The 22,463-nt window shown below is 61.6% G+C and carries 22 protein-coding genes; 9 read left to right on the top strand and 13 right to left on the bottom strand.

Features of this window, described 5'->3' with window-relative positions; all coding sequences use genetic code 11:
• Positions 1-96: 96 nt before the first annotated feature.
• From GM79_RS15190 to GM79_RS15225, 8 genes are all read right to left on the bottom strand, one after another.
• Positions 97-648 carry a DUF4252 domain-containing protein gene (locus GM79_RS15190; RefSeq protein ID WP_035565413.1) on the bottom strand — a complete coding sequence of 184 codons (552 nt, stop codon included), beginning with the start codon at positions 646-648 and terminating at the stop codon, positions 97-99.
• A 74-nt stretch (positions 649-722) separates the two neighbouring features.
• On the bottom strand, positions 723-2,315 hold the full coding sequence (locus tag GM79_RS15195) for a hypothetical protein (protein WP_035565415.1): 1,593 nt from the start codon (positions 2,313-2,315) through the stop codon (positions 723-725).
• Between the two features lie 105 nt (positions 2,316-2,420).
• Positions 2,421-2,831, bottom strand: coding sequence for an EVE domain-containing protein (locus GM79_RS15200; protein ID WP_035565417.1), 411 nt, complete (start codon positions 2,829-2,831; stop codon positions 2,421-2,423).
• A 102-nt stretch (positions 2,832-2,933) separates the two neighbouring features.
• Positions 2,934-4,247, bottom strand: a complete 1,314-nt coding sequence (locus tag GM79_RS15205; RefSeq protein WP_161787191.1) for a DUF3570 domain-containing protein — start codon at positions 4,245-4,247, stop codon at positions 2,934-2,936.
• An 86-nt stretch (positions 4,248-4,333) separates the two neighbouring features.
• Positions 4,334-4,582: a DUF4266 domain-containing protein gene (locus tag GM79_RS15210; protein WP_081867798.1), complete on the bottom strand. Its 249-nt coding sequence runs from the start codon at positions 4,580-4,582 to the stop codon at positions 4,334-4,336.
• Positions 4,583-4,594: 12 nt separating this feature from the next.
• On the bottom strand, positions 4,595-5,632 hold the full coding sequence (locus tag GM79_RS15215) for an FAD:protein FMN transferase (protein ID WP_161787192.1): 1,038 nt from the start codon (positions 5,630-5,632) through the stop codon (positions 4,595-4,597).
• 109 nt (positions 5,633-5,741) lie between these two features.
• Positions 5,742-6,293, bottom strand: a complete 552-nt coding sequence (locus GM79_RS23220; protein WP_051718939.1) for a thioredoxin family protein — start codon at positions 6,291-6,293, stop codon at positions 5,742-5,744.
• Positions 6,294-6,397: 104 nt separating this feature from the next.
• Positions 6,398-6,814, bottom strand: a complete 417-nt coding sequence (locus GM79_RS15225) for a hypothetical protein (RefSeq protein WP_035565419.1) — start codon at positions 6,812-6,814, stop codon at positions 6,398-6,400.
• Positions 6,815-6,951: 137 nt separating this feature from the next.
• On the opposite strand from GM79_RS15225, the gene GM79_RS15230 reads away from it, so the two are divergent.
• The 3 genes from GM79_RS15230 (at position 6,952) to GM79_RS15240 (ending at position 10,585) form a co-directional block, all read left to right on the top strand.
• Positions 6,952-8,706: a helix-hairpin-helix domain-containing protein gene (locus GM79_RS15230; RefSeq protein WP_035565421.1), complete on the top strand. Its 1,755-nt coding sequence runs from the start codon at positions 6,952-6,954 to the stop codon at positions 8,704-8,706.
• Between the two features lie 76 nt (positions 8,707-8,782).
• Positions 8,783-9,847, top strand: a complete 1,065-nt coding sequence (locus GM79_RS15235; protein ID WP_035565423.1) for a glycosyltransferase family 9 protein — start codon at positions 8,783-8,785, stop codon at positions 9,845-9,847.
• Between the two features lie 81 nt (positions 9,848-9,928).
• The gene (locus GM79_RS15240) at positions 9,929-10,585 is read left to right on the top strand and encodes a hypothetical protein (RefSeq protein WP_152560016.1); all 657 of its coding nucleotides are present in this window, start codon (positions 9,929-9,931) and stop codon (positions 10,583-10,585) included.
• 164 nt (positions 10,586-10,749) lie between these two features.
• On the opposite strand, the gene serS is transcribed toward GM79_RS15240, so the two are convergent.
• Positions 10,750-12,024 carry a serine--tRNA ligase gene (gene serS / locus GM79_RS15245; RefSeq protein ID WP_035565425.1) on the bottom strand — a complete coding sequence of 425 codons (1,275 nt, stop codon included), beginning with the start codon at positions 12,022-12,024 and terminating at the stop codon, positions 10,750-10,752.
• A gap of 446 nt (positions 12,025-12,470) precedes the next feature.
• Between serS and rho the strand changes: the two genes are divergently transcribed.
• Together rho and GM79_RS15255 are read left to right on the top strand one after the other, a co-directional pair.
• Positions 12,471-14,705, top strand: coding sequence for a transcription termination factor Rho (gene rho, locus GM79_RS15250; RefSeq protein ID WP_035565427.1), 2,235 nt, complete (start codon positions 12,471-12,473; stop codon positions 14,703-14,705).
• A gap of 228 nt (positions 14,706-14,933) precedes the next feature.
• The gene (locus GM79_RS15255) at positions 14,934-15,590 is read left to right on the top strand and encodes a DsbA family protein (RefSeq protein ID WP_035565429.1); all 657 of its coding nucleotides are present in this window, start codon (positions 14,934-14,936) and stop codon (positions 15,588-15,590) included.
• Positions 15,591-15,602: 12 nt separating this feature from the next.
• Here the strand turns inward: GM79_RS15255 and GM79_RS15260 are convergent, their stop codons facing one another.
• From GM79_RS15260 to GM79_RS15275, 4 genes are all read right to left on the bottom strand, one after another.
• Complete coding sequence (locus GM79_RS15260; protein WP_035565431.1) at positions 15,603-16,232, bottom strand: hypothetical protein; 630 nt, start codon at positions 16,230-16,232, stop codon at positions 15,603-15,605.
• Between the two features lie 85 nt (positions 16,233-16,317).
• A complete protein-coding gene (locus GM79_RS15265; RefSeq protein WP_035565433.1) occupies positions 16,318-17,193 on the bottom strand; it encodes a UbiA family prenyltransferase in 876 nt (291 codons plus the stop codon).
• An 83-nt stretch (positions 17,194-17,276) separates the two neighbouring features.
• A complete protein-coding gene (locus GM79_RS15270) occupies positions 17,277-18,065 on the bottom strand; it encodes a hypothetical protein (RefSeq protein ID WP_035565435.1) in 789 nt (262 codons plus the stop codon).
• Positions 18,066-18,205: 140 nt separating this feature from the next.
• Positions 18,206-18,643 (bottom strand): hypothetical protein, encoded by a 438-nt coding sequence (locus GM79_RS15275; protein ID WP_152560017.1) that lies wholly within the window; start codon positions 18,641-18,643, stop codon positions 18,206-18,208.
• A 373-nt stretch (positions 18,644-19,016) separates the two neighbouring features.
• Here GM79_RS15275 and GM79_RS15280 point away from each other — a divergent pair, with 373 nt between their 5' ends.
• The 4 genes from GM79_RS15280 (at position 19,017) to GM79_RS15295 (ending at position 22,378) form a co-directional block, all read left to right on the top strand.
• Positions 19,017-19,694, top strand: a complete 678-nt coding sequence (locus tag GM79_RS15280) for a hypothetical protein (protein WP_051718941.1) — start codon at positions 19,017-19,019, stop codon at positions 19,692-19,694.
• The gene (locus GM79_RS15285; protein ID WP_035565441.1) at positions 19,691-19,984 is read left to right on the top strand and encodes a winged helix-turn-helix domain-containing protein; all 294 of its coding nucleotides are present in this window, start codon (positions 19,691-19,693) and stop codon (positions 19,982-19,984) included. Before GM79_RS15280 ends, GM79_RS15285 begins: the two co-directional genes overlap by 4 nt.
• A 49-nt stretch (positions 19,985-20,033) precedes the next feature.
• Positions 20,034-20,669 (top strand): hypothetical protein, encoded by a 636-nt coding sequence (locus GM79_RS15290; RefSeq protein WP_152560018.1) that lies wholly within the window; start codon positions 20,034-20,036, stop codon positions 20,667-20,669.
• Positions 20,670-20,737: 68 nt separating this feature from the next.
• The gene (locus GM79_RS15295; RefSeq protein WP_035565445.1) at positions 20,738-22,378 is read left to right on the top strand and encodes a DUF4173 domain-containing protein; all 1,641 of its coding nucleotides are present in this window, start codon (positions 20,738-20,740) and stop codon (positions 22,376-22,378) included.
• Positions 22,379-22,463: the final 85 nt, after the last annotated feature.

Genomic DNA, 22,463 nt, shown 5'->3' on the forward strand with positions numbered 1-22,463 from the left:
TGACGGTGCGGTAGAGAGGCTTCGACAAACTCAGCATGACAAACTGAAGGGAACAAGAGTGCTCCTGTGTGGCTGCTTACATCAACCAATAGGAAGCTAGCGGGCCGTGGCCTGCACCAGCTGCGGTAGGTACTTGCTGAGGGCCTGCACCTGCGAGCGGGTGAAATTACCATCTACTGCTACCAGCACGAACGAATCGGCCACATCGGGCAGCTTGCCGGTGGCGGCAAATTCCGAAACCCGGTCGCCGCTGGCTCGCACCGCCACCTGGTAGTCGCTGCCCAGCGTGGAGCCAGTTGAAATGGGTTCGTACTTATTGCCTTTCAGAATACCGGTGGCTTCCTGCAATAAGCCCTGCTGGGCCAGGTTTTCGGCCGAGCCCGTGACCGGGGCAAAGCTGATAATCCGGGCTTTGCGAATGCCCGTGATGGCGTTGGTCAGCTCCGAGCCGCCGAGCAGCTTGGCGGCCTTCACCAAGGCCAGGCGTTCGAGCAGGTCGGCCGACCAGTCGGCGGTTTTGAAGCCGGAGCGGCCCTGGTATTTCGAGAAAAACGAGGCGACGGTAGTAGCCGGGGTACCGGGGCCGGCCGTGCGGCAGCCCACCATCAGCAAAAATAGAAAAAGGACGGGGAAGCGGAGTTTTTGCATCACAAAGAAGAAGAGGCGAGAAATAAAGAGTGCGTTGTACGCACCCGGCCCCGCCCACGGTTGTTCCGGCTGACCTAAAAAACGACCGAATTAATAAAAAACACCTCACGGTCGGGGCCCCGCTCGGAGCGCACGCGCTGGTAGCCAGTGGCCACGAAGCGGCTGCCAAACCACGGCATCAGGTCGGATTGCGAAGTGTCGCGGGCATCCTCTTTGCCGCCATTGACGCCGGTGCCGGTCAGAATGGGCACTTGATGGTCGTTGGGTGAGGTTTCGGCCCGGTCAATGAGCTTGTAGCGAATTTTGTTGTCGTCGAGGTAAGCCAGCACGAGGCGGCCATCGGGCAGGGTTTGCAGCCGCACGGCTTCCTCCAGGGTGTAGCGCCGCAGGTTATCCACCACAAAGGTATTGTCCCAGAGCAGCGTGCCCGACCGGTCGAAGCCGCAGACCAGCGCGTGGGTGGTCTGGTAGCCATCGAAAACCCGGGAATTGGCATAGCCGGAGCCGTAAGGGTTGTAGCCGGTGTTGAAAGAGCCCGCAAAGCTGCCGTAGTTGTTGTAGCGGTAGTGCGGGTAGTAGATTTCGGCCACCAGCACGTAGCCGCCATCGGGCTGGGGCAGGAGCTCGTGCAATAGCACGCGGTATCGCCAGCGCAAGGGGGCCACCGACCGGGCCAGGCGGCGGTCGGTACGCTCGCGCAGGCGGGCCCGGCGCGAAGGCTTCAGGTAATCGAAAAAGTGCTTGAGGCGCAGGAAGTCATAAAAGCGCAGCGGCGGCTTGGTGCCCGCGTTGGCTGCCGCCCGCAGGTCGGTGGCAAACAGGCCTTGGGCATAGTTGGGGTCACGCAGCGAGTAGGTACCCATCAGCAGGCGGGCGGTGGTGTCCTGGGGCGGGGTAATCTGGGCCGTGATGAGGCTGCGCTCGCCCTCCGTTTGCACAAATTCGGAGCTCACCAGTTGGCCCTGCTCGCTCAGTTTCTTGAGCAGTAGGCGCGACTTGCGGCCGTTGGTTTGCGTGAGCACGTACTCGGCGCGCTGGCTGCCCGCGTCGGCTACCGATGTGAGCTGCGTAGGTAAGGGCTCGTAGATGGCCGACACGTACTGCATGCGGCCATTGGTGACGTCGAGCAACAGCACCGTCACATGCTGCTGGTCGTTGAGCAGGACCGTGGCGAGTAGCCGCCCATCCAAAGCTTTCAACTCCACAATGTCACGCGTCAGGCGGGTCTCATACTGCTGAGTACGCGTTTGGCCCAGCTTGCCATTGTAGGCGGCAGCCCACAGCCGGCCGGGTTTGCTGAGGGATAAAAATAAGGCATACACCGTGTTGCCCTCCACGCACATGCGGTTAAACTCGAATTCTTCGGGCACCTCCAGGGGCGTTTCCTGGCGCAGGCGCAGGGCGTGGTCGTACTGCTGAAAGGCGAATGAGGACTTAGTGGAAAAGGTACGGGAGCGGCCTACGAGTAGCACTACCGTACTATCGGCAGGCACAGTCTGCACGTGCACCTCGCTCTCAGTGGCCGTGAGCGGCAGCTCGGTGCGGGCCGTTTGGGCCGGGGCATTGGGCGGGGGCGGGAGCGGACGCTTCTGGGCGTGGAGCACCGCCGCGCCGGGCAGCAGGCCCCAAGAGAGCAAAAGCAGCAGGAGTAAGTAGCGGATTTTCATGCCCTTGCACTTAAATAGAAGCAACCGTTTGCTAGCCACTATTACGAGTGGTTAGCCTTCTAAAGATACAACCAAAGCCCTGTTTTTTGTTCGCGGGAAGCCAGCCTATTGGCCTCCCAACGCCAGAATAATATCAAACTCTTCGGGGCGCACGGGCAACACCGACAGGCGCGACTGGCGCAGCAGGGCCAGCTCGCTCAGCCGGGCATCGGCCTTGAGCTGAGCCAGGCTCACGGGCCGGGGCAGGGGCTGCACCGGGCGCAGGGCCACGGCCACCCACGGCGAGTCGGCTTCGGCGGTGGCATCGGGGGCTGCCGGGGCGGCTACCTCGGCAATGCCCACCACGGCTTTTTCGCTCACGCTGTGGTAAAACAGCACCAGGTCGCCGGGCTGCATCAGGTTGAGGTTGTTGCGGGCCTGGTAGTTGCGCACGCCGGTCCAGGCGGTGCCGTCTTCGTGCACAAACGTGGCCCAAGAGTATGCTTCGGGTTCAGATTTGACCAGCCAATGCTTCATTATTAATCAAAAAGTGGGGAGAATGGCAGCGGCCTATAGCGTGAGTTGTTGCACCACAAAGTAAGCTCCTGCGTCACGCACCGGCCCATTCGGGCATGGGGCCTACAGCGAGAAGCCCAAATCGAAGCTCAGGATGTCGGCGGTGAGGTTGGTGCTGCGCTGGTAGTGTGCATAGCGCAGGTCCACGGACCGGAACCGCATGACGCGCGCCCGGCCCGCGCGGTCGTGGCCCGGTACGTGGAAGCGGCCGATGCCGTACACCGGCGAGTAGCGCAGGCCCAGGCCCGTTTTGTGGGCCGTGAAACCCGACAGGTCATAGTCCGACGTGTAGTATTTGTCGGCCACGGAATGGCCCAGGTAAGGGGCAAAGTAGGTGGACGCCGTTTGCTGGTGGTAGCGGTAGAAGGGGTAGAGCACAAAAAACGGCGTCACCTTCACCGGCAGCTCCAGCTCAAACGTGTGGGCCTGAATACCAAAATTGTCGTTGTAGAAGCGGTAGAAGGAGCGAATTTGGACCAGGTCCGACGCGTAGTAGTTCAGCCGCAGGGCCACCGGGTACTTGAAGCGGGAGCTGGGCAGCTTTTCAACCCGAGCCGCCGAGGGGGCGAGGGGCGCGAAGTTGTCGCCAACCGTGAGCGCCCGGTTGGGGTCGGGGTTATCGAAAAAGTACACCCGGTGAAACGGCGTGCTCAGCAGCCCGTTTTGCTGCACCAGCTCCGTGCTGATGCCCACTTGCAGGCGCTTGGTGAGCACCTGCGAGTATGAAATGGACACGTTATAGCTCTGGCGGGCGCCATCGCCTTCGACCGGGGTGCTGCGCAGCTCAATGGGCCGGATGAGGGTGGCCTGGTCGATAAAAACCTGGGCCGTGACGCCCAGCTGGCGGTTGCCATCGGCCGAGGTTTTGGCGAAGGAACCCACTCCGTTGAAGGACAGGTAGTCGTATTCCTGCGAGAAGCCCGCGCCCGCGCCCCACTGCGTGCCCTTGGCTTTTTGCTCGCGGGTGTAACCGAAGTCGGCGTGTATCCGCTCGTCGCGGCTGGAGGGGGTAGACAGGGCAAAGTCAATCCGGTCGGTAGAGGCGGAGGCGTAAAAATCAGTGCCGATGTTGGCGGTCAGCCGGCTCACCGTGTCCAGCGGAATGTTGAGGATGATGGTGGGCGTCACGTCAGTCAGCTGCTCGGTGCCGCGGCCGCCTTCTACCGCGCCCTTGGTGCCGTCCTGCTGGTAGTAGCTGCCCAGAATGTCAATGGTGGCTTCATCACGCGCCCGGTTCACGGGCACGGTGGCCGCCGCCGGAGCGCCGAAGCCGTCCACCCGGTTCGGCAGCAGGGGCGTGCCACCCGGCTGGTTCTGGGCCAGCGCCGGCGCAGCAAGTAGCGCGGCGGCTACCAATTGAAGTACAATGTGTTTCACGGAATTCGTTATTTCTGATTACATCACCCCACCATATGGTAGTAGCTATTCAGCGTGATTCTTTGCCTGTCGGCTAAGGGTAAAAGTTAATTGCAGCCGCAGCCGCCGCCCACTTTGCCACCATTGGCGCCGCCGGCACCCTCGCGGTAGCTTTCGAAGTTGGTTTCGGGGGTTTCCACCACCTTGCTGCTCAGCTTCATGTCCTCGTCGTTGAGGTAGGCTTTTTGGTACGCCGCCACCGATACGCAGCTGGGCAGCGCCGCGAGCAGCGGAAACAGCAGCAGCGCCAGCAGCACGCGGGCAGTGGGAAGAAAACGGCTTTTGGGCAGTGCCATGGGTGGTTGGAGTTAGGGCTTGGCGCTGGTGGCGCCGTGGTAATAATTCAGTTTCATGCCGCGCGATACCAGCGTGCGGTTGTCATCCGTTATCAACGTACAATCTACTCCTTTCAGATTGTTGATAAACGCCAGGCCCTCGGTGGGCCCTTTCACGAATACGACTTCGTCCAGGCCGTCGGCCAGTTCCACGTCGGCGCACACAATCGTGACCGAGCGCAACCCCACCGAAGGGTAGCCGGTGTGCGGGTTGATGATGTGCCCGTACGCCTGCCCGCCCACCGTGAAGTACTGCTCGTAGTTGCCAGCCGTGACCACGGCCACGTCCGTCACGTCCACCCAGGCGGCCACGCTGTGCGGGTGGTCGGGGTCGCCAATGGCCACGCGCCACAGCGAGCCGTCGGCCTGTCGGCCCCAGCAATAAATGTCGCCCGAGCCGTTCAGCAGCCCGCCTTTGATGTCCATTTCGGTGAGCACCTGCTTGGCCCGGCGGATGCCGTAGCCCTGCAGGATGCCCGCCAGGTTGATGCGCATGCCCTTTTCGGGCAGGTATACCGTGTGCCGGGCCGCGTCCATCTTGATTTTTTGCCAGCCGATGCGCCGCACCGAGGCCCGCACCAGCGCCGAGTCGGGCAGGCTGGGGTGGGCCTGGCGGTCGAACCGGTAGAGCTTGTCGGCGCTGGCAAAGGTGATGTCGAACGCGCCGCCGCTGAGTTGCGAGAGCCGCAGCGTCCGGCTGATGAGGGCGAAGGTTTCGGTGGAAACGACCACCGGCCGGATGCCGGCCATGCGATTGATGTGCACCACCTCGGAGGTAGAATCCCAGAACGACATGAGGCGGTCGATGCGCCGCACTTCGCCCAGACCCGCGCGCAGGGCCCGCTGCCCGGCCGAGTCGTTCTCAGCCACCACTGTGAAGGTGAAGCGCGACCCCATGACGTGCGCGCTGCGGGTGAACGTGTGGCGCGGTTCCACACCCTGCGCCCCGCCCGTCTGCCCCAACAGCAACAGGCCCAGCAGCAGCCCAAGCCACAGCCCGGGTTTTCTCATGGCTTTCATCAAACTAAACGGGGATTGTGGATTTCTTTTCGTGTCTTATTTCCCGCGCCGCACGCTGCGGGAAATGCTCGTGCAGCTACCGGCCGGCCTGCCAACGGGGCTACAGCGCCGGCAGCACCTTTTTCAAATAAGCCTCAAACGCAGCGGGGCCACCGGCAATGTAGCCGGTTTTGGCCAGCACCTGGCCCTCGGGCGAGAGCAGCACGGCCAGCGGGAAATCGCCCGACCGGTTGAGCTGCGCGGCGGCGGCTTCGTTGAGCTTCAGTTGAGCCGCCGTGGGCTGGTTGCGCTTTTGGCGCGGAAAATCAAAATGGGCCAGCACCAGCCGGTCCTTCGCATAGGCAGTAAAGGCCGGCTGCGAAAACACTTCCTGCTCGTACATGATGCAGGGCTTGCACCAGTCGGAACCCGAAAAAACCACCAGCACGGGCCGGTTGGTGGCTTTGGCCTGCGCCTGGGCCGTCTTCAGGTCACTCAACCAAGCGGCGGGAGCCTCTAGCAGCACCTGTGGTGCCGAAACGAGCGGCGATACCGGCTGTGGCGCGGCGGCAGTAGCCGTAGCAGCGGCTTCCTGCCCGGCAGCGGGCGAAACGCTAGTTAAAATGCAGCCCAAGGCAATGGCTAGCAACGGGCTTTTAGCAATAAGAGGCATCGTATAGGAGATTAAAAACAGATTAAATTGGCCCGTATAACTCCATGTTGGGTCGGTTGGTTCTGCGGCAGCTGGCCAATCAGAGCCGGCTGAAATTGTAGCGCTTACTTATCCTCGGGCAGGCGGCGCACTTTTAGTAGCTGTTTCACCGTGTCCAGCTCAAGCACCTGGAGCGTGTAATTGGGATTTGGGCCGCTTTCGAGGGTGATGCGCAGGAACAGTTTGCGGTCGATGGTCCAGGTGCCGGGGCGGTCGGTGAGGCCGTCGGTGGGCGCAATGTCGAACTGCTCAAAGTGGCTGTAGGGCTCTATTCTGAAGCCGGTGCGGCCCCGCGCAGGCGGAAACTTATACGTTTGGGGCCGGTACACCAGCGTGTCGCCGGCGTTTTCCTCGTGCGAATTCAGCCAGGTGCCCTCCAACCCGTGCATGGTGATTACGGCCGTGGACTTGGTTTTTTTGCAGGCGGTGGCCAGCAGCAGCGCGGCCAGCAGTAGCCCGGTAGAAGAAGACGGCGCACGCATGGGATTCAGCAAATAGAATAAGCGGAAAGGTAACCCTAATCAAGTAGCTACGCATTTTGAGGGCAGTTGGACAACCTCCGCTCCGGCGCGTAAACCCTGGCATACGCTACATTCGTGCCCCCAATAACCCCTTACCCGTGGATAATCGCGCCCTGACCCGCGCCTTCAAGCTGGCTGCCCAGCTCATGGAGCTGCACGACGAAAACCCTTTCAAAATCCGCGCCATCGAAGGCACCGCCAGCGCCCTGGAGGCCCTGAGCTTCCCAGTGGCGGAGGTGGAGCGCTCCGGCCTGCCCGACCGCACCGGCCTGAGCAAAACCGCCGCCGCCAAGGTAGCCGAGCTGCTCGACACCGGCACGTTTCCGGAGTTGCAGCGCCTGCTGGAAGCCACGCCGCCCGGCGTGGTCGAAATGCTCAGCATCAAAGGCATTGGGCCCAAAAAAATCCGCAGCCTGTGGCGCGAATTAGGTATTGAGAGCAGCGAACAGCTACGCGAAGCCGCCGAAACCGACCAGGTAAGCAAGCTGAAGGGCTTCGGCAAGAAAACCCAGGAATCCATCCTCGAAGCCCTGGAGTTTGCTGACCAGAGCAAGGGCAAGCTGCTGTACCCGCAGGCCGAGTCCCTGGCCGAAGACATTGCCCAGCACCTGCGGCGTGCCCTCAAAACCGAGCAGGTAGGCGTGGCCGGCGAAGTGCGCCGCCGCCTCGAAACCGTGGAAGTGGTGCGCGTAGTAGCCGCCACCGGCCAGCCGGAAACGGCGCATAAACTCCTCGACACCATGGGCGGCCTCACCGCCGACCCGCGCCGGTCGGGGCCGTTTGCGTGGCGGGGCACGGCCACACCGTCGGGCGTGCGGGTAGAGGTGTTGCTAGTCGCGCCAGATGATTTTGTGACCGAACTATTCCTGAATTCAGCCGCCGAAGCCCACCTGAGCGAGCAGCTGCCCGCCACTCAGCCACTCAATCACTCAGTCACTCTCCGCCAGTGGGCCCGGCGCGAAAAATTCCAGCAGGAAGAAGCCCTCTACGAGCGGGCCGGCCTGCAATTCATTGTGCCCGAGCTGCGCGAAGGCCTGGGCGAAATTGCCCTCGCCGCCGACAAAAAACTGCCTCGCCTGCTCGAAGACGCCGACCTGCGCGGCGCCCTGCACAACCACAGCACCTACTCCGACGGCAACCACAGCCTGCGCGAAATGGCCACCTGGCTGCGCGACAACAAGTATGAGTACCTCGGCATCTGCGACCACAGCCAGGCCGCGCACTACGCCAACGGCCTCAGCGTGGACCGGGTGCGCCAGCAGCATCAGGAAATCGACCAGCTGAACGCCGAGCTTGCGCCCTTCCGCATCTTCAAAGGCATCGAAAGCGACATCCTCAGCGACGGCTCCCTCGATTACCCGTCCGAGGTGCTGGCCAGCTTCGACTTCGTGGTGGCCTCGGTGCACTCCAACCTGAAAATGGAAGAGCGCAAAGCCACCGACCGCCTGCTGCGCGCCATCGAAAACCCGTATTGCACCATGCTGGGCCACCCCACTGGCCGCTTGCTGCTGCGCCGCCAGGGCTACCCCATCGATTACAAAGCCGTTATCGACGCCTGCGCCAAGCACCAGGTCATCATCGAAATCAACGCCAACCCCTGGCGCCTGGACCTGGACTGGCGCTGGGTGCGCTACGCCCTCGACCAGGGCGTGCTGCTCAGCATCAACCCCGACGCCCACCACACCGACGGCTACGCCGACATGCGCTACGGCGTGCTCATGGGCCGCAAAGGGTTGTTGACGAAGGAAATGACCTTCAATACCAAGTCGGTGGAAGAAGCTGCCGCCTATTTTGAAAAGCGCAAAGCCGGTATCACCCCGCCCTTGGAGTACAAGAAGTCGTTGTTTGAGTAGAGTTATTTAGCTGCAAGCTACAAGCCTTCAAAAGGTAAGAGCTTGCAGCTTGCAGCTGACAGCTTGCAGCTAAAAAATGAAAATCCTCGTCCTCCGCTTTTCCTCCATTGGCGACATCGTTCTGACCACGCCCGTGGTGCGGGCGCTGGCGCAGCAGGTGCCGGGGGCGCAGGTTCATTTCGCCACCAAGCCCGGCTATCGCGGCCTGCTGGAACCCAACCCCTACGTGGCCAAAGTCCATTGCCTCACCGGTAGCCTTGATGAGCTGGTGCAGGAGTTCAAAGCTGAACAGTTCGATTACATCATCGACCTGCACAATAACCTGCGCACCCGCCTCATCAAGCTTCGTCTGGGCGTACAGTCCTTCAGCTTCGACAAGCTGAACTGGCAGAAGTGGCTGCTGGTCAACCTCAAGATTGACCGGCTGCCGCGCGTGCACATTGTGCAGCGCTACCTCCAAACTGCCGCGCCCCTGGGCGTGCACGACGACGGCCAGGGGCTCGACTACTTCATTCCCAAAGACCAGGAAATCAGCCTCGATACGCTGCCGCTCGCCTTTTGGCGTGGCTATGTGGCGGTGGCCATCGGTGCGCAACACGCCACCAAGCGCCTGCCCGTAGAGAAGCTCATCGAGCTGTGCGGTAAGCTCAACCGGCCCATTATACTGCTGGGCGGCCCCGAAGACGAGAGCATCGGCCACATCATCGAACAAGCCTTCGAGGCAAACGCGGCCACCGCCCAAGCGCAGGCGGCTACCATTCCCGACGACCCGTACCGTTTCCCCGCAAAGCCACTCAGTCACTCAATCCCTCAGCCACTCATTGTGAACGGTTGCGGGCGCTATTCGCTGCACCAATCGGCCTCGCTGCTGCGGCAGGCCCAGTTTGTGGTGAGCCACGACACCGGCCTGATGCACATTGCCGCCGCCTTCAAAAAGGAGATTTTTAGCGTGTGGGGCAACACCGTGCCCGCCTTCGGCATGTACCCCTACCGCACCGATTTTCGCGTGCTGGAAGTGCCGAACCTGCCCTGCCGGCCGTGCTCCAAAATTGGCTTTGCTAAGTGCCCGCAGGGCCACTTCAAGTGCATGCGCGACCAAACGCTGGACCTGGACCTGCCGCCCGCCCGCGACGGCCGCTGAAAAGAGAAAAAAGACATTAGCTTTGTAAGCCCCCAAGCCGGCGCAATTCTATTTCATTTTCTCATCTTTCAGATTCGCTTTATGCGCCTTTCTACTTTCCGGGCCACCGCTGCAATGGCCCTCACTGCCCTGCTGCTCACCGCATGCGGGCCCACCATCTACCTGGCCAAGGATTTCCGCAACTACGCCCCCACGCACAAGATGGTGGCCATTTTGCCAGCCGACGTGACCATGGAGTTACGGCCCAATCAAGCCAAAAAAACGACTGTCGAACAACAGCGCGCTGTCGAAGCCAAAAGCGGCCTCGATTTTCAGGAGAAAATCTACGCCTGGTTGTTGCGCCGGGGCCAGCAGCGCGGCTACACCGTAACCTTCCAGGACGTACGTCAGACCGATGCGCGCCTGCGCGAAAGCGGCATCCCCTTCACCGAGTTGCGTACCCATACGCCCCAGGAACTAGCTAAAATTCTGGGCGTTGATGCCGTGTTGACCACCAGCGTGCGCACCACCAAGCCTATGAGCGACGGCGCCGCCGTCGCCGTCGGCCTGATAGCCGGTGCCTGGGGCGCCACCAACCAGGCCAACATCACCGTGAACATTCATGAAGCTAGCGCTGGTACGTTGCTCTGGAAGTACGATTACGTGGCTGCCGGCTCGGTTTTCAGCTCCCCTGAAACCATCGTAGACGCGCTGATGCGCAATGCTTCCAAAAAATTCCCCTACACTCCCAAATCATAATCCAACCGTTCCGGCTAGCGGCAGCAAAAAGGCGTCCCCAATCTTGGTTGGGGACGCCTTTTTGCTGCCTGTACGTGGCGCTGTCAGTTGCTGGTTGTCTATTCTAGTTTTTCGGTCTCAAGTTCAACCCTGACAACCCACAACCATCAACTAAAAAAAATATTCTACCCAATGCGCTCGAAGCCGCAGTAGCTGTGCAGCACCAGCGGCAGGGCTATGCCCGTGCTGGTTTGGTTGTTTTCCAGCAGCGCGGCCACAATGCGGGGCAGGGCCAGGGCCGAGCCGTTGAGCGTGTGCAGAAGCTGGGTTTTGCCGCCGTCGGCGCGGTAGCGGCACTTGAGACGGTTGGCCTGGTAGGTTTCAAAGTTCGATACCGAGCTCACTTCCAGCCAGCGGCCCTGGGCGGCGCTCCATACCTCCAGGTCGTAGGTGAGGGCAGCGGTGAAGCTCATGTCGCCGCCGCACAGGCGCAACACGCGGTAGGGGAGGCCCAACTGCTGCAACAGGCCTTCTACGTGGGCCAGCATGGCTTCCAGGGCGTCGTAGCTCTGGTCGGGCTCCGTGATTTGCACAATTTCCACCTTGTCGAACTGGTGCAGGCGGTTGAGGCCGCGCACGTCGGCACCCCAGGAACCGGCCTCGCGGCGGAAGCAGGGCGTGTGGCCGGCCATGCGCACGGGCAGCTTATCCAGGGCAATGATTTCGTCGCGGTAAATATTGGTCAGCGGCACCTCGGCCGTGGGAATGAGGTAGAGGTCGTCCTTAGCGTCGTGGTACATCTGGCCCTCCTTGTCGGGCAGCTGGCCGGTGCCGTAGCCGCTGGCCTCGTTCACCAGAATCGGGGGCTGCATTTCGGTGTAGCCGGCGTCGCGGGCCTCGTCCAGAAAGAAGTTGATGAGGGCGCGTTGCAGCCGGGCGCCCTGGTTCTTGTACACCGGAAAGCCCGCGCCCGTGATTTTGTTGCCCAGCTCAAAGTCGATGATGTCATACTTTTTAATAAGCTCCCAGTGCGGCTGCGCGTCGGGGCCCAGCGTGGGCTTGGTGCCGTGCTCGCGCACTACTTCGTTGTCCTGGGCGGCGCGGCCCTGGGGCACGCTGGCGTGGGGCAGGTTGGGCAGCTTGTAGAGCAGTTGCTGCTGCTCTTTTTCCACTTGCGTCAGCTCGGCGGCGGCGGCTTGGGTGTACTGCTTGAGCTCGGCAGTGCGGGCCTTGAGGGTTTCGGCACCGGCTTTATCGCCGGCTTTCATCAGGCCGCCTATCTGGCGGGCCAGCTCATTGGCTTCGGCCTGGGCCGCGTCGTGGCTGGTTTGGAGGGAGCGGCGGCGCTGGTCCAGGTCAAGGATGGCGGCCACATCGGCGGGGCCGGTGGCGTAATGTTTTTTGGCGAGGCCAGCCAGCACCAGCTCGGTCTGGTCGCGGAGAACGGAAATTTGCAGCATGGGGCTTGAAGTGGAACGGGGGCAAATGTCGGAAGTAAAACCGGGTAGAACCACAGGGCTGCTGCTGTGGGCCTTGGCGCGGGCACGCAACTTATTTTGCGGCCCAGCCTGTTAGGGCCTCGTCGGGCGGCATCCGATTTGGCAGTTTGCCCGTAATGCGCTAACATTGCGTTAGCAACCGGCCGCCGTGGCCGGAACCGCAGGCCCTGGCGCCTGCTTCCGGCCCGTCATTTGCTGAACCCCCTCGCGGCCCCTTTCGCACCTCATTTTCTTGCTTATCCATTGCGCGCCGCGCGCTGCTATTCTCGCAATAGCCCGCGTTTCCTGCCAATGCTTTATCGCGGCCTGTCCGCTTTCGTGCCGTAGCTGGTTTGTTGGGCCCCACGCGGGCTCCCAGGGTCGCCAGCCCCTCGATTCACGCCGATGTTTCTCCCCTTATTCCCTTTATGCACACCATTAACGAGTTGAAGGACCGGCTGCTGTCCGACCTGAAAGAAATTGCCGAGCAGATGAATGTCGGCAACTTTAAACGGCTCAGCAAGCAGGATTTGATTTACAAAATCCTCGACCAGCAAGCCCTCATTCCGGGTGCCGCCGACCAGCCTGCCCCCGCGGCTGCTCCGGCCGCCGTGGCCGAAGCCCCTGCGGCGACCGCTGCCGCACCCCGCGCACCCAAAGCCCGCCGCCCGGCCCCCAGCACCGCCGAACAGCCTTTTTCGGACGTAGCCCCGCCCGCTGCCAAAACCGCCCGCCCCGCGCGGGAGCCCCGCCGCGAGTCCGAGCCCGCCGCCAACGTCGAAATTCTGGACCCCATCGAAGGCCTGGCCCTGGTGCCCGCCTCGGAAGCTACCGGCGCCTCCCTGGCCAACGAGCCCGTGCCAGTAGTGGCCCCGCAGGCCAACGAAGAAGCTGGCCCCAGCGCCGACCAACAGATTAACGGCACCGAGCAGCAGGACGCCAACGCCGCCCGCCCCGAGCGCCGCGAGCGCCGCGAGCGCCGCGAGCGGGTAGACCGCGCCGGCCGCCCCATCACGGAGCAGCGCGCCGCCGAGATGGCCGCCGAAAAAGCCGCCGCCGAAATTGCCGCCGCCGCCGAAGCTGCCAACGCGCCCTTGGAGAACGGCAATGATGGCCGTGATGGCCGCCGCGAACCCGGTGGGAGTGGCTTTGGCGACCGCCGCGAAAACCGCGCCGACCGCTTCGAGCGCGACAACCGCGAGCCGCGTGACGGCCGCGAGCAGCGCTTTCCGCGCAACGACCAGCCCCGTGAAAACCGCGAGCCCCGCAACGACCAACCCCGGGAGCAGCGTGAGCCTCGCAACGACCAACCCCGCGAAAACCGGGAAGGCCAGCCCCGCGAGCCGCGCAACGACCAGCCCCGCAATGGCCAGGAGCGCGATAATAACCGCAACCTGACCCGCGAGGAGCGCTACGCCCAGCGCGACCTACAGCGCCAACAGCGCGCCCTCAACCCCGATGGCACGCCCCGCACCGACCAGCCCCAGCGCGAGCCGCGCGAACCCCAGCCGCAGCGCGAGCCCCAGCGCCCCGCCCGGCAGGACCTGGACCTGGTGGTGCCCGGCGGCGGCACCTTTGAGTTGATGCCCGACGGTGGCTACGGCTTCCTGCGCTCGCCCTACTACAACTACCTCTCCTCGCCCGACGACATTTACGTGTCGCCGCAGCAGGTGAAGCAATACGCCATGAAGCCCGGCGACACGGTGATTTGCACCATTCGCCCGCCGCGCGAAGGCGAAAAATACTTTGCCCTGGTGGGTGTGGACAGCATGAACGGCCGCACCGTGGAGGAAGTCCGCGACCGGGTGCCGTTCAGCCACCTCACCCCGCTTTTTGCCGACCAGCGCATGAAGCTGAGCACCAAGTCCAGCCAAATCAGCACCCGCGTGCTTGACTTGTTTGCCCCCATCGGCAAAGGCCAGCGCGGCCTGATTGTGGCCCAGCCCAAAACCGGTAAAACCGTGCTGCTGCAGGAAGTAGCCAACGCCATTTCCGAGAACCACCCCGAGGTGTATCTGATGATACTGCTCATCGACGAACGCCCCGAGGAAGTGACCGATATGGCCCGCACCGTGAAGGCCGAAGTGCTCAGCTCGACCTTCGACGAAACGGCCGACCGCCACGTGAAAATCGCCGAAATGGCTCTCGACAAGGCGCGTCGCCTCGTGGAGTGTGGCCACGACGTGGTCATTCTGCTCGACTCCATTACCCGCCTGGCGCGGGCTTACAACACGGTGCAGCCCAGCTCCTCGCGCATCCTTTCGGGTGGTATCGATGCGGGCGCCCTGCAAAAGCCCAAGCGCTTTTTCGGTGCGGCCCGCAACGTGGAAGGCGGCGGCTCACTCACTATCATTGCCACCGCTCTCATCGAAACTGGCTCCAAAATGGACGAGGTTATCTTCGAGGAATTCAAAGGCACCGGCAACATGGAACTGCAGCTGGACCGCAAGCTGGCCAACAAGCGCGTATTCCCGGCCATCGACATCCCGGCTTCCGGCACCCGCCGCGAAGACCTGCTCATGAGCAAGGACGAGCTGAGCCGCGTGTGGGTACTGCGCAAGTTCATGTCGGACATGACGGCCACCGAGGCCATGGAATTCCTGAAGGACCGCATCAAAGGCACTAAGGATAACGAGGAATTCCTCATCTCCATGAACGGCTAATCCCGATTTGCTTTACAAACGAAAAGCCCGTTGCAGTAATGCAGCGGGCTTTTTTGTGCAACGGGGTAGAGACGCATATTTGCGTCTCGTCGTTGAACGGAACCGTTCGACGACGAGACGCAAGTCGTTCAACGCAATTTGTTCGACGGCGCTGCCGCAAGTCGTTCAACGACGAGACGCAAATATGCGTCTCTACACCGCTAAATTTGGGCTCCATCACATTACCCAATGGCCCCTGTTTCCCTGCCCGAATTACTCTACATCCACGACCCACTGTGCGGCTGGTGCTACGGCATGAGCCCCGTTATCGGCCGCGTCCAAGCTGATTTTGCCGGCCGGCTCGACGTATCGGTGCTGTGCGGCGGCATGCTGACCGGCGTGCAGGCCGCACCCATGGCGGAAGCATGGCACGACCTCAAAAAGGAGTTGGCCGATGTAAAAAAGGCGACGGGCGTGGAAGTAGGCGTTGCATTCACCGCTCTGGCCGAAACTGGAAATTACGTGTACGACTCGGAGCCGCCGAGCCGGGCCATTGTCGCTTTTCGGCAGATTACGCAGGACCCCGCCCGCGCCGTGGCCTTCGCGCACGCCGTGCAGCTGGCCCTGTTTCGGGACGGAATGGATTTGAACGACCCGACTACCTACAACGCGCTGCTGGCGCCATTCGGCGTGGATGCAACGGAGTTCCACCGCCGGTTTGCGGCCCCCGAAACGGCCCGGGCAACCCAGCAGGAATTTGCCGCCGTGGCCCGCATCGGGGTGCAGGGCTTCCCCACCAGCGTGGTGCGGCTGGGGGAGCGGGGCTACGTGCTGGCCCGCGGCTACCAGCCCTACGAACTGGTACGGCATGGCTTGGAGCAGCTGTTGCGGGAGCAAGGTGCGTAATAGGTCGGCGCTTTACCGTACTCGAATAACCTCTTTTTGCAGTGGCGACCACGCAATCCGCTGCTGGTCTTCTTTGCCTTTTAAATAGTCGAATCGAATGGCGTCGGGGCGCTGCTTGAGGTCGTTCCAGGCGGTAGGGTCCAGGTTCTCAAGGCCCGTTGGCAAAGCAGCCTCGGCGGCAATGGCGGGGGCGTGAAATTGCGAAGGCTGAAAGAACTGGTCGATGCGCCGCCGTACAAAGGCTTCGCGCTGGGCGCGGGTGGCAGTGGGCGTGGTCATCTCGTACACCAGCGCGGCTTCGAGGTCGGGCTCAGTGAGCATTTCTCGGAAGATGACCTGGCCCTCGGCGTTGGTAATGGTGAATTCGCCGGTGCCTTCCAGCATCGACGGGCCCCGAAATACCAGCTGGAAGGTATCGGGGGGACCCTGTGGGCTGCTGAAATTGCGCCGCTCGCGCACCGTGCGCAAGGTGTCGCGCAGGGCCGAAACCGCTTTGGCGCGGGAAGTATCGGGGGCGGGCAGCGCCGCAGAATCCTGCGCTGGCTGGCCGGCCGTAGCGGAGGCCGTTTCTTCCTGCACGGCCGAGGGGTTGGAATTGCAGGCCGCCAGCAGCGGCAACAGAGCGAGCCAAGAGTAGCGCATGAGGTCAGCTAATAAGAAACGAGACAATACTTGTTTATACGCAAATGCGCCGTGCAGAAGGTGTTTTTTCGGAATAAGGGCCGCGTTAGTGCCAGAGTAGCATAGCAATAAAGGCCGCACTCAGACACAACGACGACACTTGGTTCATGCGCATGGTGTGCTCAAAATTGGCAGCTTTCTCATCGTGCCACACCAGCCAGGCCCAGCGGCCAAACAGTACCACCACCGGCCCGGTAGCCACCAGAAATAGCAGCAGCGGCCGGATTTCCTGGCGTAGCCAGTAAGCCAGGCCCAGCGTGGCAGCGCCTGCCAGCAGTCCCACCGCTGCAAACACAAACGTGCCCCGAATACCCAGCCGCAAGCTTAGGGTGCGGTCGCCGCGTTGGGCGTCTTCCTCATGTTGGTACACCTGCGTGAGCGGGTAAGAGCCGCACAAAAACAGCGTGCTCACCAGCGCCAGCAGCAGGTTGGTCTTTTCCAATAGCTGGCTTTCCGTGGCTCCCGCGCCTACCTGCGTCATCAAAAAAGTAAAAGCACCCTGAAATACCACCACCACCAGCGTGCTTAGCAGCGGGTACTTTTTTAGTCGGATTCCCTCGTAGCTGTACGCCTTCGAAACTAGCAGGTACACCACCACCAGCCCCGCAAACGGCAGCGACAGCAACGCTGCCCCGACCACGGCCAGCGCATCGAAGAGCCACACCAGGTGCAGCAGCTCCGGTGTCACTTTGGGCGGCGCCTTGAGGCCGCCAATGCTGCCCTCGTCCTTGTCGTAGTAGGAATTGTAGCCGTTGGAGGCGGGGTAGGCCAGTAGGTGCAGCACCACAAATACGCCCGCCGCCCGTCCGCTGCTCCATGGCCCGCGCAGAGCACTCAGCCCAAACCAGAACACGGGCATGAGGTAAATAGAAAAAGGAATGCGCAGCAGCGGCAGCGCTTTTTTATAAGCAGCAAAAGACATGCACGAAAGTAGGGGGAAGGGTGGTTTCTTGGTCTTGCCAATTACCCAAACGGCGCGGAAACGCGAAGCACCGCTTCGCGCTACTATTGCTTCGGCCAGCCGATGAGGTAGGTGACCTGCGGGCCCCACCAGTGGTGCTTTTTGCCCGCCTGCCACGTAAACAGCCCCGCCGGGTCGGCCGAATGGGCCAGGGCCAGCAGCTCATCCGTGGAATACATGCGGAGCAGTGACACCGACCCGTCCCAGATGGTGCAGAGCGGAATGATGGGGATGAGGTAGGTAAACACCAGCCGGCTGAGCCGGAACGGCCGAAAAAATGGCGTGAGCAGCAGTTGCGCCACGGGCAGCACCGTGACCGCCAGCAGCAACTCCAGCCAGTGCTTCCCGGCGCCTTCAAACACGCCAATGCCCGTGCCGGCGCGCACGGCGTCGCGCAGCATGGCGGTGGCCGCCTCGGGGGGAAAGTGGTGGAAGGCCGAAAAAATAGTGCGAAACCCCAGCAGATTTGCCGGCACCGCCAGCGCGTTCACGGGAGCATTTTCGTGCCCGATGCGGCCGTGCGTGCGTCGGGCAATGTCGGTCCAGGCAGCGGGTTGGGGGTAGAGGTCGGTGAGGGTGATGCGCACGTCGCGCATGCCCTGCGCTTCCAGGGCGCGCCACACGGTTTCGGTGCCGCCCCCGGCGCCGGCCCCCAACTCCAGCACGGTGGTCTGGCCCGTGTGGCGCAGGCCCTCGGCCAGCAGCGGCGCAATGGGCCGGTAGGTACCCAGGGCCGAAATCATGAACCGCAGGTAGTCCATCATGCCTGCCCGGATGACGGCCGGAAACCACGGCAGGTCTTCAAACTCAAACAGGCGTAAGCGTAGGCGCATGACCCAAGGATACGAAAGCTGGGCGGGAGCGGCCAAAAAACGTTTTTGAACAGCTTCATATTCCGGCTTATGTGGCGCAATGCTCGCCCGCGTAACCAGGTACCGCGTCAACCTCGCCGCTTGGTAACGGCTGGCAACATCTAAGCGTAGGCCACTTTTGCCGCTTTTTGGCGGGGCCGATACAGCCAGGCTACCGCCAACACCGCCGTGCCCAGATAAGGACGCGAAAAGCTCAGCAGGCTGCTGGGCGAGCCAATGGGCAACCAGTGCAGCAACGCCATATGGGCTACTCCAAACACCACCAATACCCCTGCCAGGGCCAGCAGGCGGCAGCGCAGTTCTGTGCAGGCACAGCGCGACATCGCAAAAAACGGCCACGCCAGCGGCACGCAAGCCAGCGAAAGTAGGGCTACCATTAGCCCCACTACCAGGGGTATCGCCAGGTCAGTCGGGTATTTGAAGCTGAAGTCCAGCACCAGTAAGGCAGTACCTCCCAGGTTGCTGAACAGCCAAACCCACATGGTGCGAGCCAGGGCCGACTGGCTAGTGACAGGAGTAGAAGAGTGAGTGAACGGCATAGTGTAAAAAATGAGGGTGAATAAATGAGAGAAGCAGTAGTTCTGTAAAACCATCAAGAGGATTGTTTTACACGGTAAACACCTGATTTTAGGCGGCGAATGATTTACGAACCGTATTTATTGACTGGATTTTGTAAGTAGATAAGTTATACAAATGGGAAATTGCGGACTTGAAATAAAAGCTATTTGAGTATCGATGCCTGTAGAAAAGTATCTTGATAACCAAGTATTTATGAAATTCGGTGCATGAGGAATTATCCAGCATATAGAAACCCGTTCCGCTTTTGGGAGAAATTATTTTGAAAAAAATGCCAAGTCGCATTACTAACGCCCAATTGTGCCTAGCTTTGCATCACAAAGTACTTCTATGGTTATGAAGCCCGCCCACGCCGACCCGCTCGCCCAGCTCACCGAGATTCGCGCCATTATGGAGCGGAGCTCGCGGTTTTTGTCGTTGTCCGGCTTGAGCGGGGTAGGGGCGGGCGTGGTAGCGTTGGCCGGGGCCACAGTGGGCCACTTTTATCTGAAAAGCCATTATTCCGATGGCTACCTGCAGCTGATGCAGGGCTCGGCGCGGGAGCGGCAGGCGGCGCTGCCGTTTCTGCTGCTGCTCACGGCCGTGATGATAGGCGCGGCGCTGCTGCTGGCGTTTTTCTTCACCCAGCGCCGCACCAAACACGCTGGTCAGCCGCTGTGGAGCGGCCCGGCGCGGCGGCTGGCCTTGGCGCTGGCCGTGCCGCTGATTACAGGCGGGCTGTTTTGCCTGCGCCTGTTTTTGGGCGGCGATGCGGCCATGGTGGTGCCCGGCCTGCTGGTGTTCTACGGGCTGGCCCTGCTCAACGCCAGCAAATACACGCTGGAAGAAATCCGCTGGCTGGGCCTCACCCAGATTGGGTTGGGCTTGCTGTGCATGCTGCTGCCGGGCTGGGGCCTGCTGTTCTTTGCCCTGGGCTTTGGCCTGGGCCACATCGGCTACGGCCTGGTGATGTACAACCGCTACGAGCGGCCGGGCCCGGCCGGCGCGGCGCCTAACCCTGCATTGGCCCGTTGAAGCACCTCATTCACACCCTCAACAAGGCCTTCGACCACCGCGTGCGGCTGGGCGTGATGGCCGTGCTGATGGCCAACGACTCCGTGAGTTTCAACGACCTAAAGGAAGTGCTCGACCTCACCGACGGCAACCTCGCCAGCCACGTAGCGGCCCTCGAAAAGGCCGAATACGTGCTGGTGAGCAAGCAGTTCATTGGCAAAAAGCCGAACACGACCTACTCGGCTACCGAAGCAGGCAAAACCGCTTTTCAGCAGCACTTGGCCACTTTAGAGAAGCTGCTGCGAAGCTAGCGCCATCATCCCATTATTCACTCTTCTGAGCTAACCCATGTTGCTGCCAATGAAATCACTGCCTCAATTGCGCCGCTGGCTTCGCTGGCCGGCCGGGCTGCTGCTGGCAGTGCTGGTGGGTGGGTTAGGGCTGTTTGCCGTTGGTGATTTCGGCCTTACCCAAAAGGCGCTGAACGGGATGGAAAGCCGGGCGCTGGCGGGTAAATCAACCCGCGCCGATAAGTGGGCGTTGCGACTGCTCTATGGTACGCTACAAATGGGTGGCCAAGTGACGTATCCGCAAGCGGCGCAGCTGCTGGATTACTATTGCGCTGGTTCCGGCGATACCCTACGTTTCAATGCACAACCGTTGTTGCGGCACCCGGAGGTACAGCAGGCGTTGCAGCAGCGCAAGCCGGGCATCACGTTCCGGCATCAGGCGGCAGCCGGGCCGTTCTACATCGCCCGCCAAACCGATTGGGCGCTGTTTTATGCCTTCGATTTGCTGTATATCCGTCGTACGGTGGACCAGGTAGTGTTTTACGACAACTACTTTTTTCAGCCTCTGGCCCGGCGCTCCTACACGCCTTTTCGATTCGGGCGGCTCCATTGCAAGCTCAACGACGGCCTGATTCATGTAGCTTATCCCAAGTCAAAACCATTCATCGCCTTTGCTAAAGTGGCAATGCCTCTGGAGCGTCCTTAAGCCAAGAAGCGGCACTCTTTTTTTGCCCTTTAACTTTGAAATACAAAGTTCTTTAAAATAATTTAACTATGAATCCTACTGCTGAATCGGCGGGCCAATGGCCGGCCCCCGCCCGCCCCGCCGCCCTGGCCAAGCCGGCGCTAACTCCCCTTACCGCCGCACAAAAGCTGTTCCTGCCCCTGGGCGCGCTGCTCTTCGACTGGCTGTTTTGCCTTCAGAAAGCCGGGTCGAATGTGCTGGTGTTCACGGTTTTTGTGGTGGTGGCGCAGTTGGTGCTGCTGCCCAAAGTGGCCGCGGTGCGGCGCTCGGGCTATTTCTGGCTGATGATGGGCGGCAGTTTGTTCAGCGGCGCCACGATGGCCGTGTACGGCTCGGACGTTGCAGCACTGGCTTGCGGAGTTTCGGTGCTTATGCTGCTGGGCTACGTCAACCAGCCGCATCTGCGGCTGGGGCTGTATGCGCTGCTCACGGCCGTGGGCAGCGGGATGCAGGCGGGGCCACGGGTGCTGCTGCGGCTGCGGCTGCGGGCGCCGCGCAACGCGGGAGAAGGCGTGCGCCGCGGCTGGTTCTACGGCCGCCTGCTGCTGGTTCCGGTGCTGGTGCTGGGCGCCTTTCATATCCTGTTTATGGCTGCCAATCCCCGGTACATGGCCTACGTTGGCCGGGTGATAGACGCACTGGGCGAGTTTCTGCTGTGGCTGCTGCCGGAAGTGTCGCTGGTGCACGTGGTGTTCCTCACGCTGGGCTTTCTGGTCACGGCGGGGGCGGTGGTGTTGGTGCCGGTGTATTTTTTCGCCGACCACGAGTCCCGTTTTGGGGAGTTTGTCCGGCGGCATCGCGACCGGGTGGCGTCGTTTGCCGTGCGCCGGCCCAATTTCCAGCCCAACACCCACCGCGCCCTCGACCTGCGCAAGGAATGGGTGGCGGCGGTGGCCCTTTTTGCCCTCGTGAACGTCCTGCTGCTGGTGGTGAATGCCATCGACATCAACTGGCTGTGGTTTGGGTTTGTGCCCAAGCCCGGATTCGACCTTACCCAATTTGTGCACGAAGGCACTTATGTGCTCATTTTCAGTATTCTGCTGGCCATGGGCATCGTGCTGTGGTTTTTCCGACGCAACCTCAACTTTTACGTGCCCGGCCTGTCGTGGCTGCGCTGGGGCGCTACGGTGTGGGTGCTGCAAAATGCGGTACTGGCCGTGTCGGTAGGGCTACGCAATTATTACTACATCCAGTACAGCGGCCTGGCCTACAAGCGGATTGGAGTGTGCTTTTTTCTGCTGCTGGTGTTTTTCGGGCTGGGCACAGTGCTCCTCAAAATCTGGCAGCGCCGCTCTGCTTACAGTCTCATTCGGCTGAATTTTCTGGCGGTGTACGCGGCGGTGCTCCTGCTGGCCGCCGGCAACTGGGAAGTCTGGATTGCCAGCTACAACTTGCAGGCCCGTTTCCGTAGCATCGACATCGGTTTTCTGCTTGACATGCCCGGCCGGGTGCTGCCCACGCTGGTGGCCCGCCGTGCCCTCATCGACACGGCCCCCCACCTCACGGCCGAAGCCGAATACGGCGGCGCTGAAGTCATCACGGCCGTGGAAGCCCAGCGCCGACTAGACGCTGCCGTGGCCGCCTGGAAAAGCCATTACCAAACCCACCCCAACTGGCAAGGCCGCACCTACACCGAATGGCGCACTGCCCGCACCCTGATTTTGAATTAGTTGTCAGTTGCTAGTTGTCCGTTGTTGGTCAGGTAGTTAAATCTAATCAACTGATAATAGGCAACCAGCAACCGATAACCGACAA

The sequence above is a fragment of the Hymenobacter sp. IS2118 genome, assembly GCF_000715495.1.
Taxonomy (GTDB): domain Bacteria; phylum Bacteroidota; class Bacteroidia; order Cytophagales; family Hymenobacteraceae; genus Hymenobacter.

Bases quoted from the DNA above. Each gene is read 5' to 3' on its own strand.
- GM79_RS15190 (WP_035565413.1), bottom strand. From the start codon at position 648: ATGCAAAAACTCCGCTTCCCCGTCCTTTTTCTATTTTTGCTGATGGTG.
- GM79_RS15195 (WP_035565415.1), bottom strand. From the start codon at position 2,315: ATGAAAATCCGCTACTTACTCCTGCTGCTTTTGCTCTCTTGGGGCCTG.
- GM79_RS15200 (WP_035565417.1), bottom strand. From the start codon at position 2,831: ATGAAGCATTGGCTGGTCAAATCTGAACCCGAAGCATACTCTTGGGCC.
- GM79_RS15210 (WP_081867798.1), bottom strand. From the start codon at position 4,582: ATGGCACTGCCCAAAAGCCGTTTTCTTCCCACTGCCCGCGTGCTGCTG.
- GM79_RS15215 (WP_161787192.1), bottom strand. From the start codon at position 5,632: ATGAGAAAACCCGGGCTGTGGCTTGGGCTGCTGCTGGGCCTGTTGCTG.
- GM79_RS23220 (WP_051718939.1), bottom strand. From the start codon at position 6,293: ATGCCTCTTATTGCTAAAAGCCCGTTGCTAGCCATTGCCTTGGGCTGC.
- GM79_RS15225 (WP_035565419.1), bottom strand. From the start codon at position 6,814: ATGCGTGCGCCGTCTTCTTCTACCGGGCTACTGCTGGCCGCGCTGCTG.
- GM79_RS15235 (WP_035565423.1), top strand. From the start codon at position 8,783: ATGAAAATCCTCGTCCTCCGCTTTTCCTCCATTGGCGACATCGTTCTG.
- GM79_RS15240 (WP_152560016.1), top strand. From the start codon at position 9,929: ATGCGCCTTTCTACTTTCCGGGCCACCGCTGCAATGGCCCTCACTGCC.
- serS (WP_035565425.1), bottom strand. From the start codon at position 12,024: ATGCTGCAAATTTCCGTTCTCCGCGACCAGACCGAGCTGGTGCTGGCT.
- rho (WP_035565427.1), top strand. From the start codon at position 12,471: ATGCACACCATTAACGAGTTGAAGGACCGGCTGCTGTCCGACCTGAAA.
- GM79_RS15255 (WP_035565429.1), top strand. From the start codon at position 14,934: ATGGCCCCTGTTTCCCTGCCCGAATTACTCTACATCCACGACCCACTG.
- GM79_RS15260 (WP_035565431.1), bottom strand. From the start codon at position 16,232: ATGCGCTACTCTTGGCTCGCTCTGTTGCCGCTGCTGGCGGCCTGCAAT.
- GM79_RS15265 (WP_035565433.1), bottom strand. From the start codon at position 17,193: ATGTCTTTTGCTGCTTATAAAAAAGCGCTGCCGCTGCTGCGCATTCCT.
- GM79_RS15270 (WP_035565435.1), bottom strand. From the start codon at position 18,065: ATGCGCCTACGCTTACGCCTGTTTGAGTTTGAAGACCTGCCGTGGTTT.
- GM79_RS15275 (WP_152560017.1), bottom strand. From the start codon at position 18,643: ATGCCGTTCACTCACTCTTCTACTCCTGTCACTAGCCAGTCGGCCCTG.
- GM79_RS15280 (WP_051718941.1), top strand. From the start codon at position 19,017: ATGAAGCCCGCCCACGCCGACCCGCTCGCCCAGCTCACCGAGATTCGC.
- GM79_RS15290 (WP_152560018.1), top strand. From the start codon at position 20,034: ATGAAATCACTGCCTCAATTGCGCCGCTGGCTTCGCTGGCCGGCCGGG.
- GM79_RS15295 (WP_035565445.1), top strand. From the start codon at position 20,738: ATGAATCCTACTGCTGAATCGGCGGGCCAATGGCCGGCCCCCGCCCGC.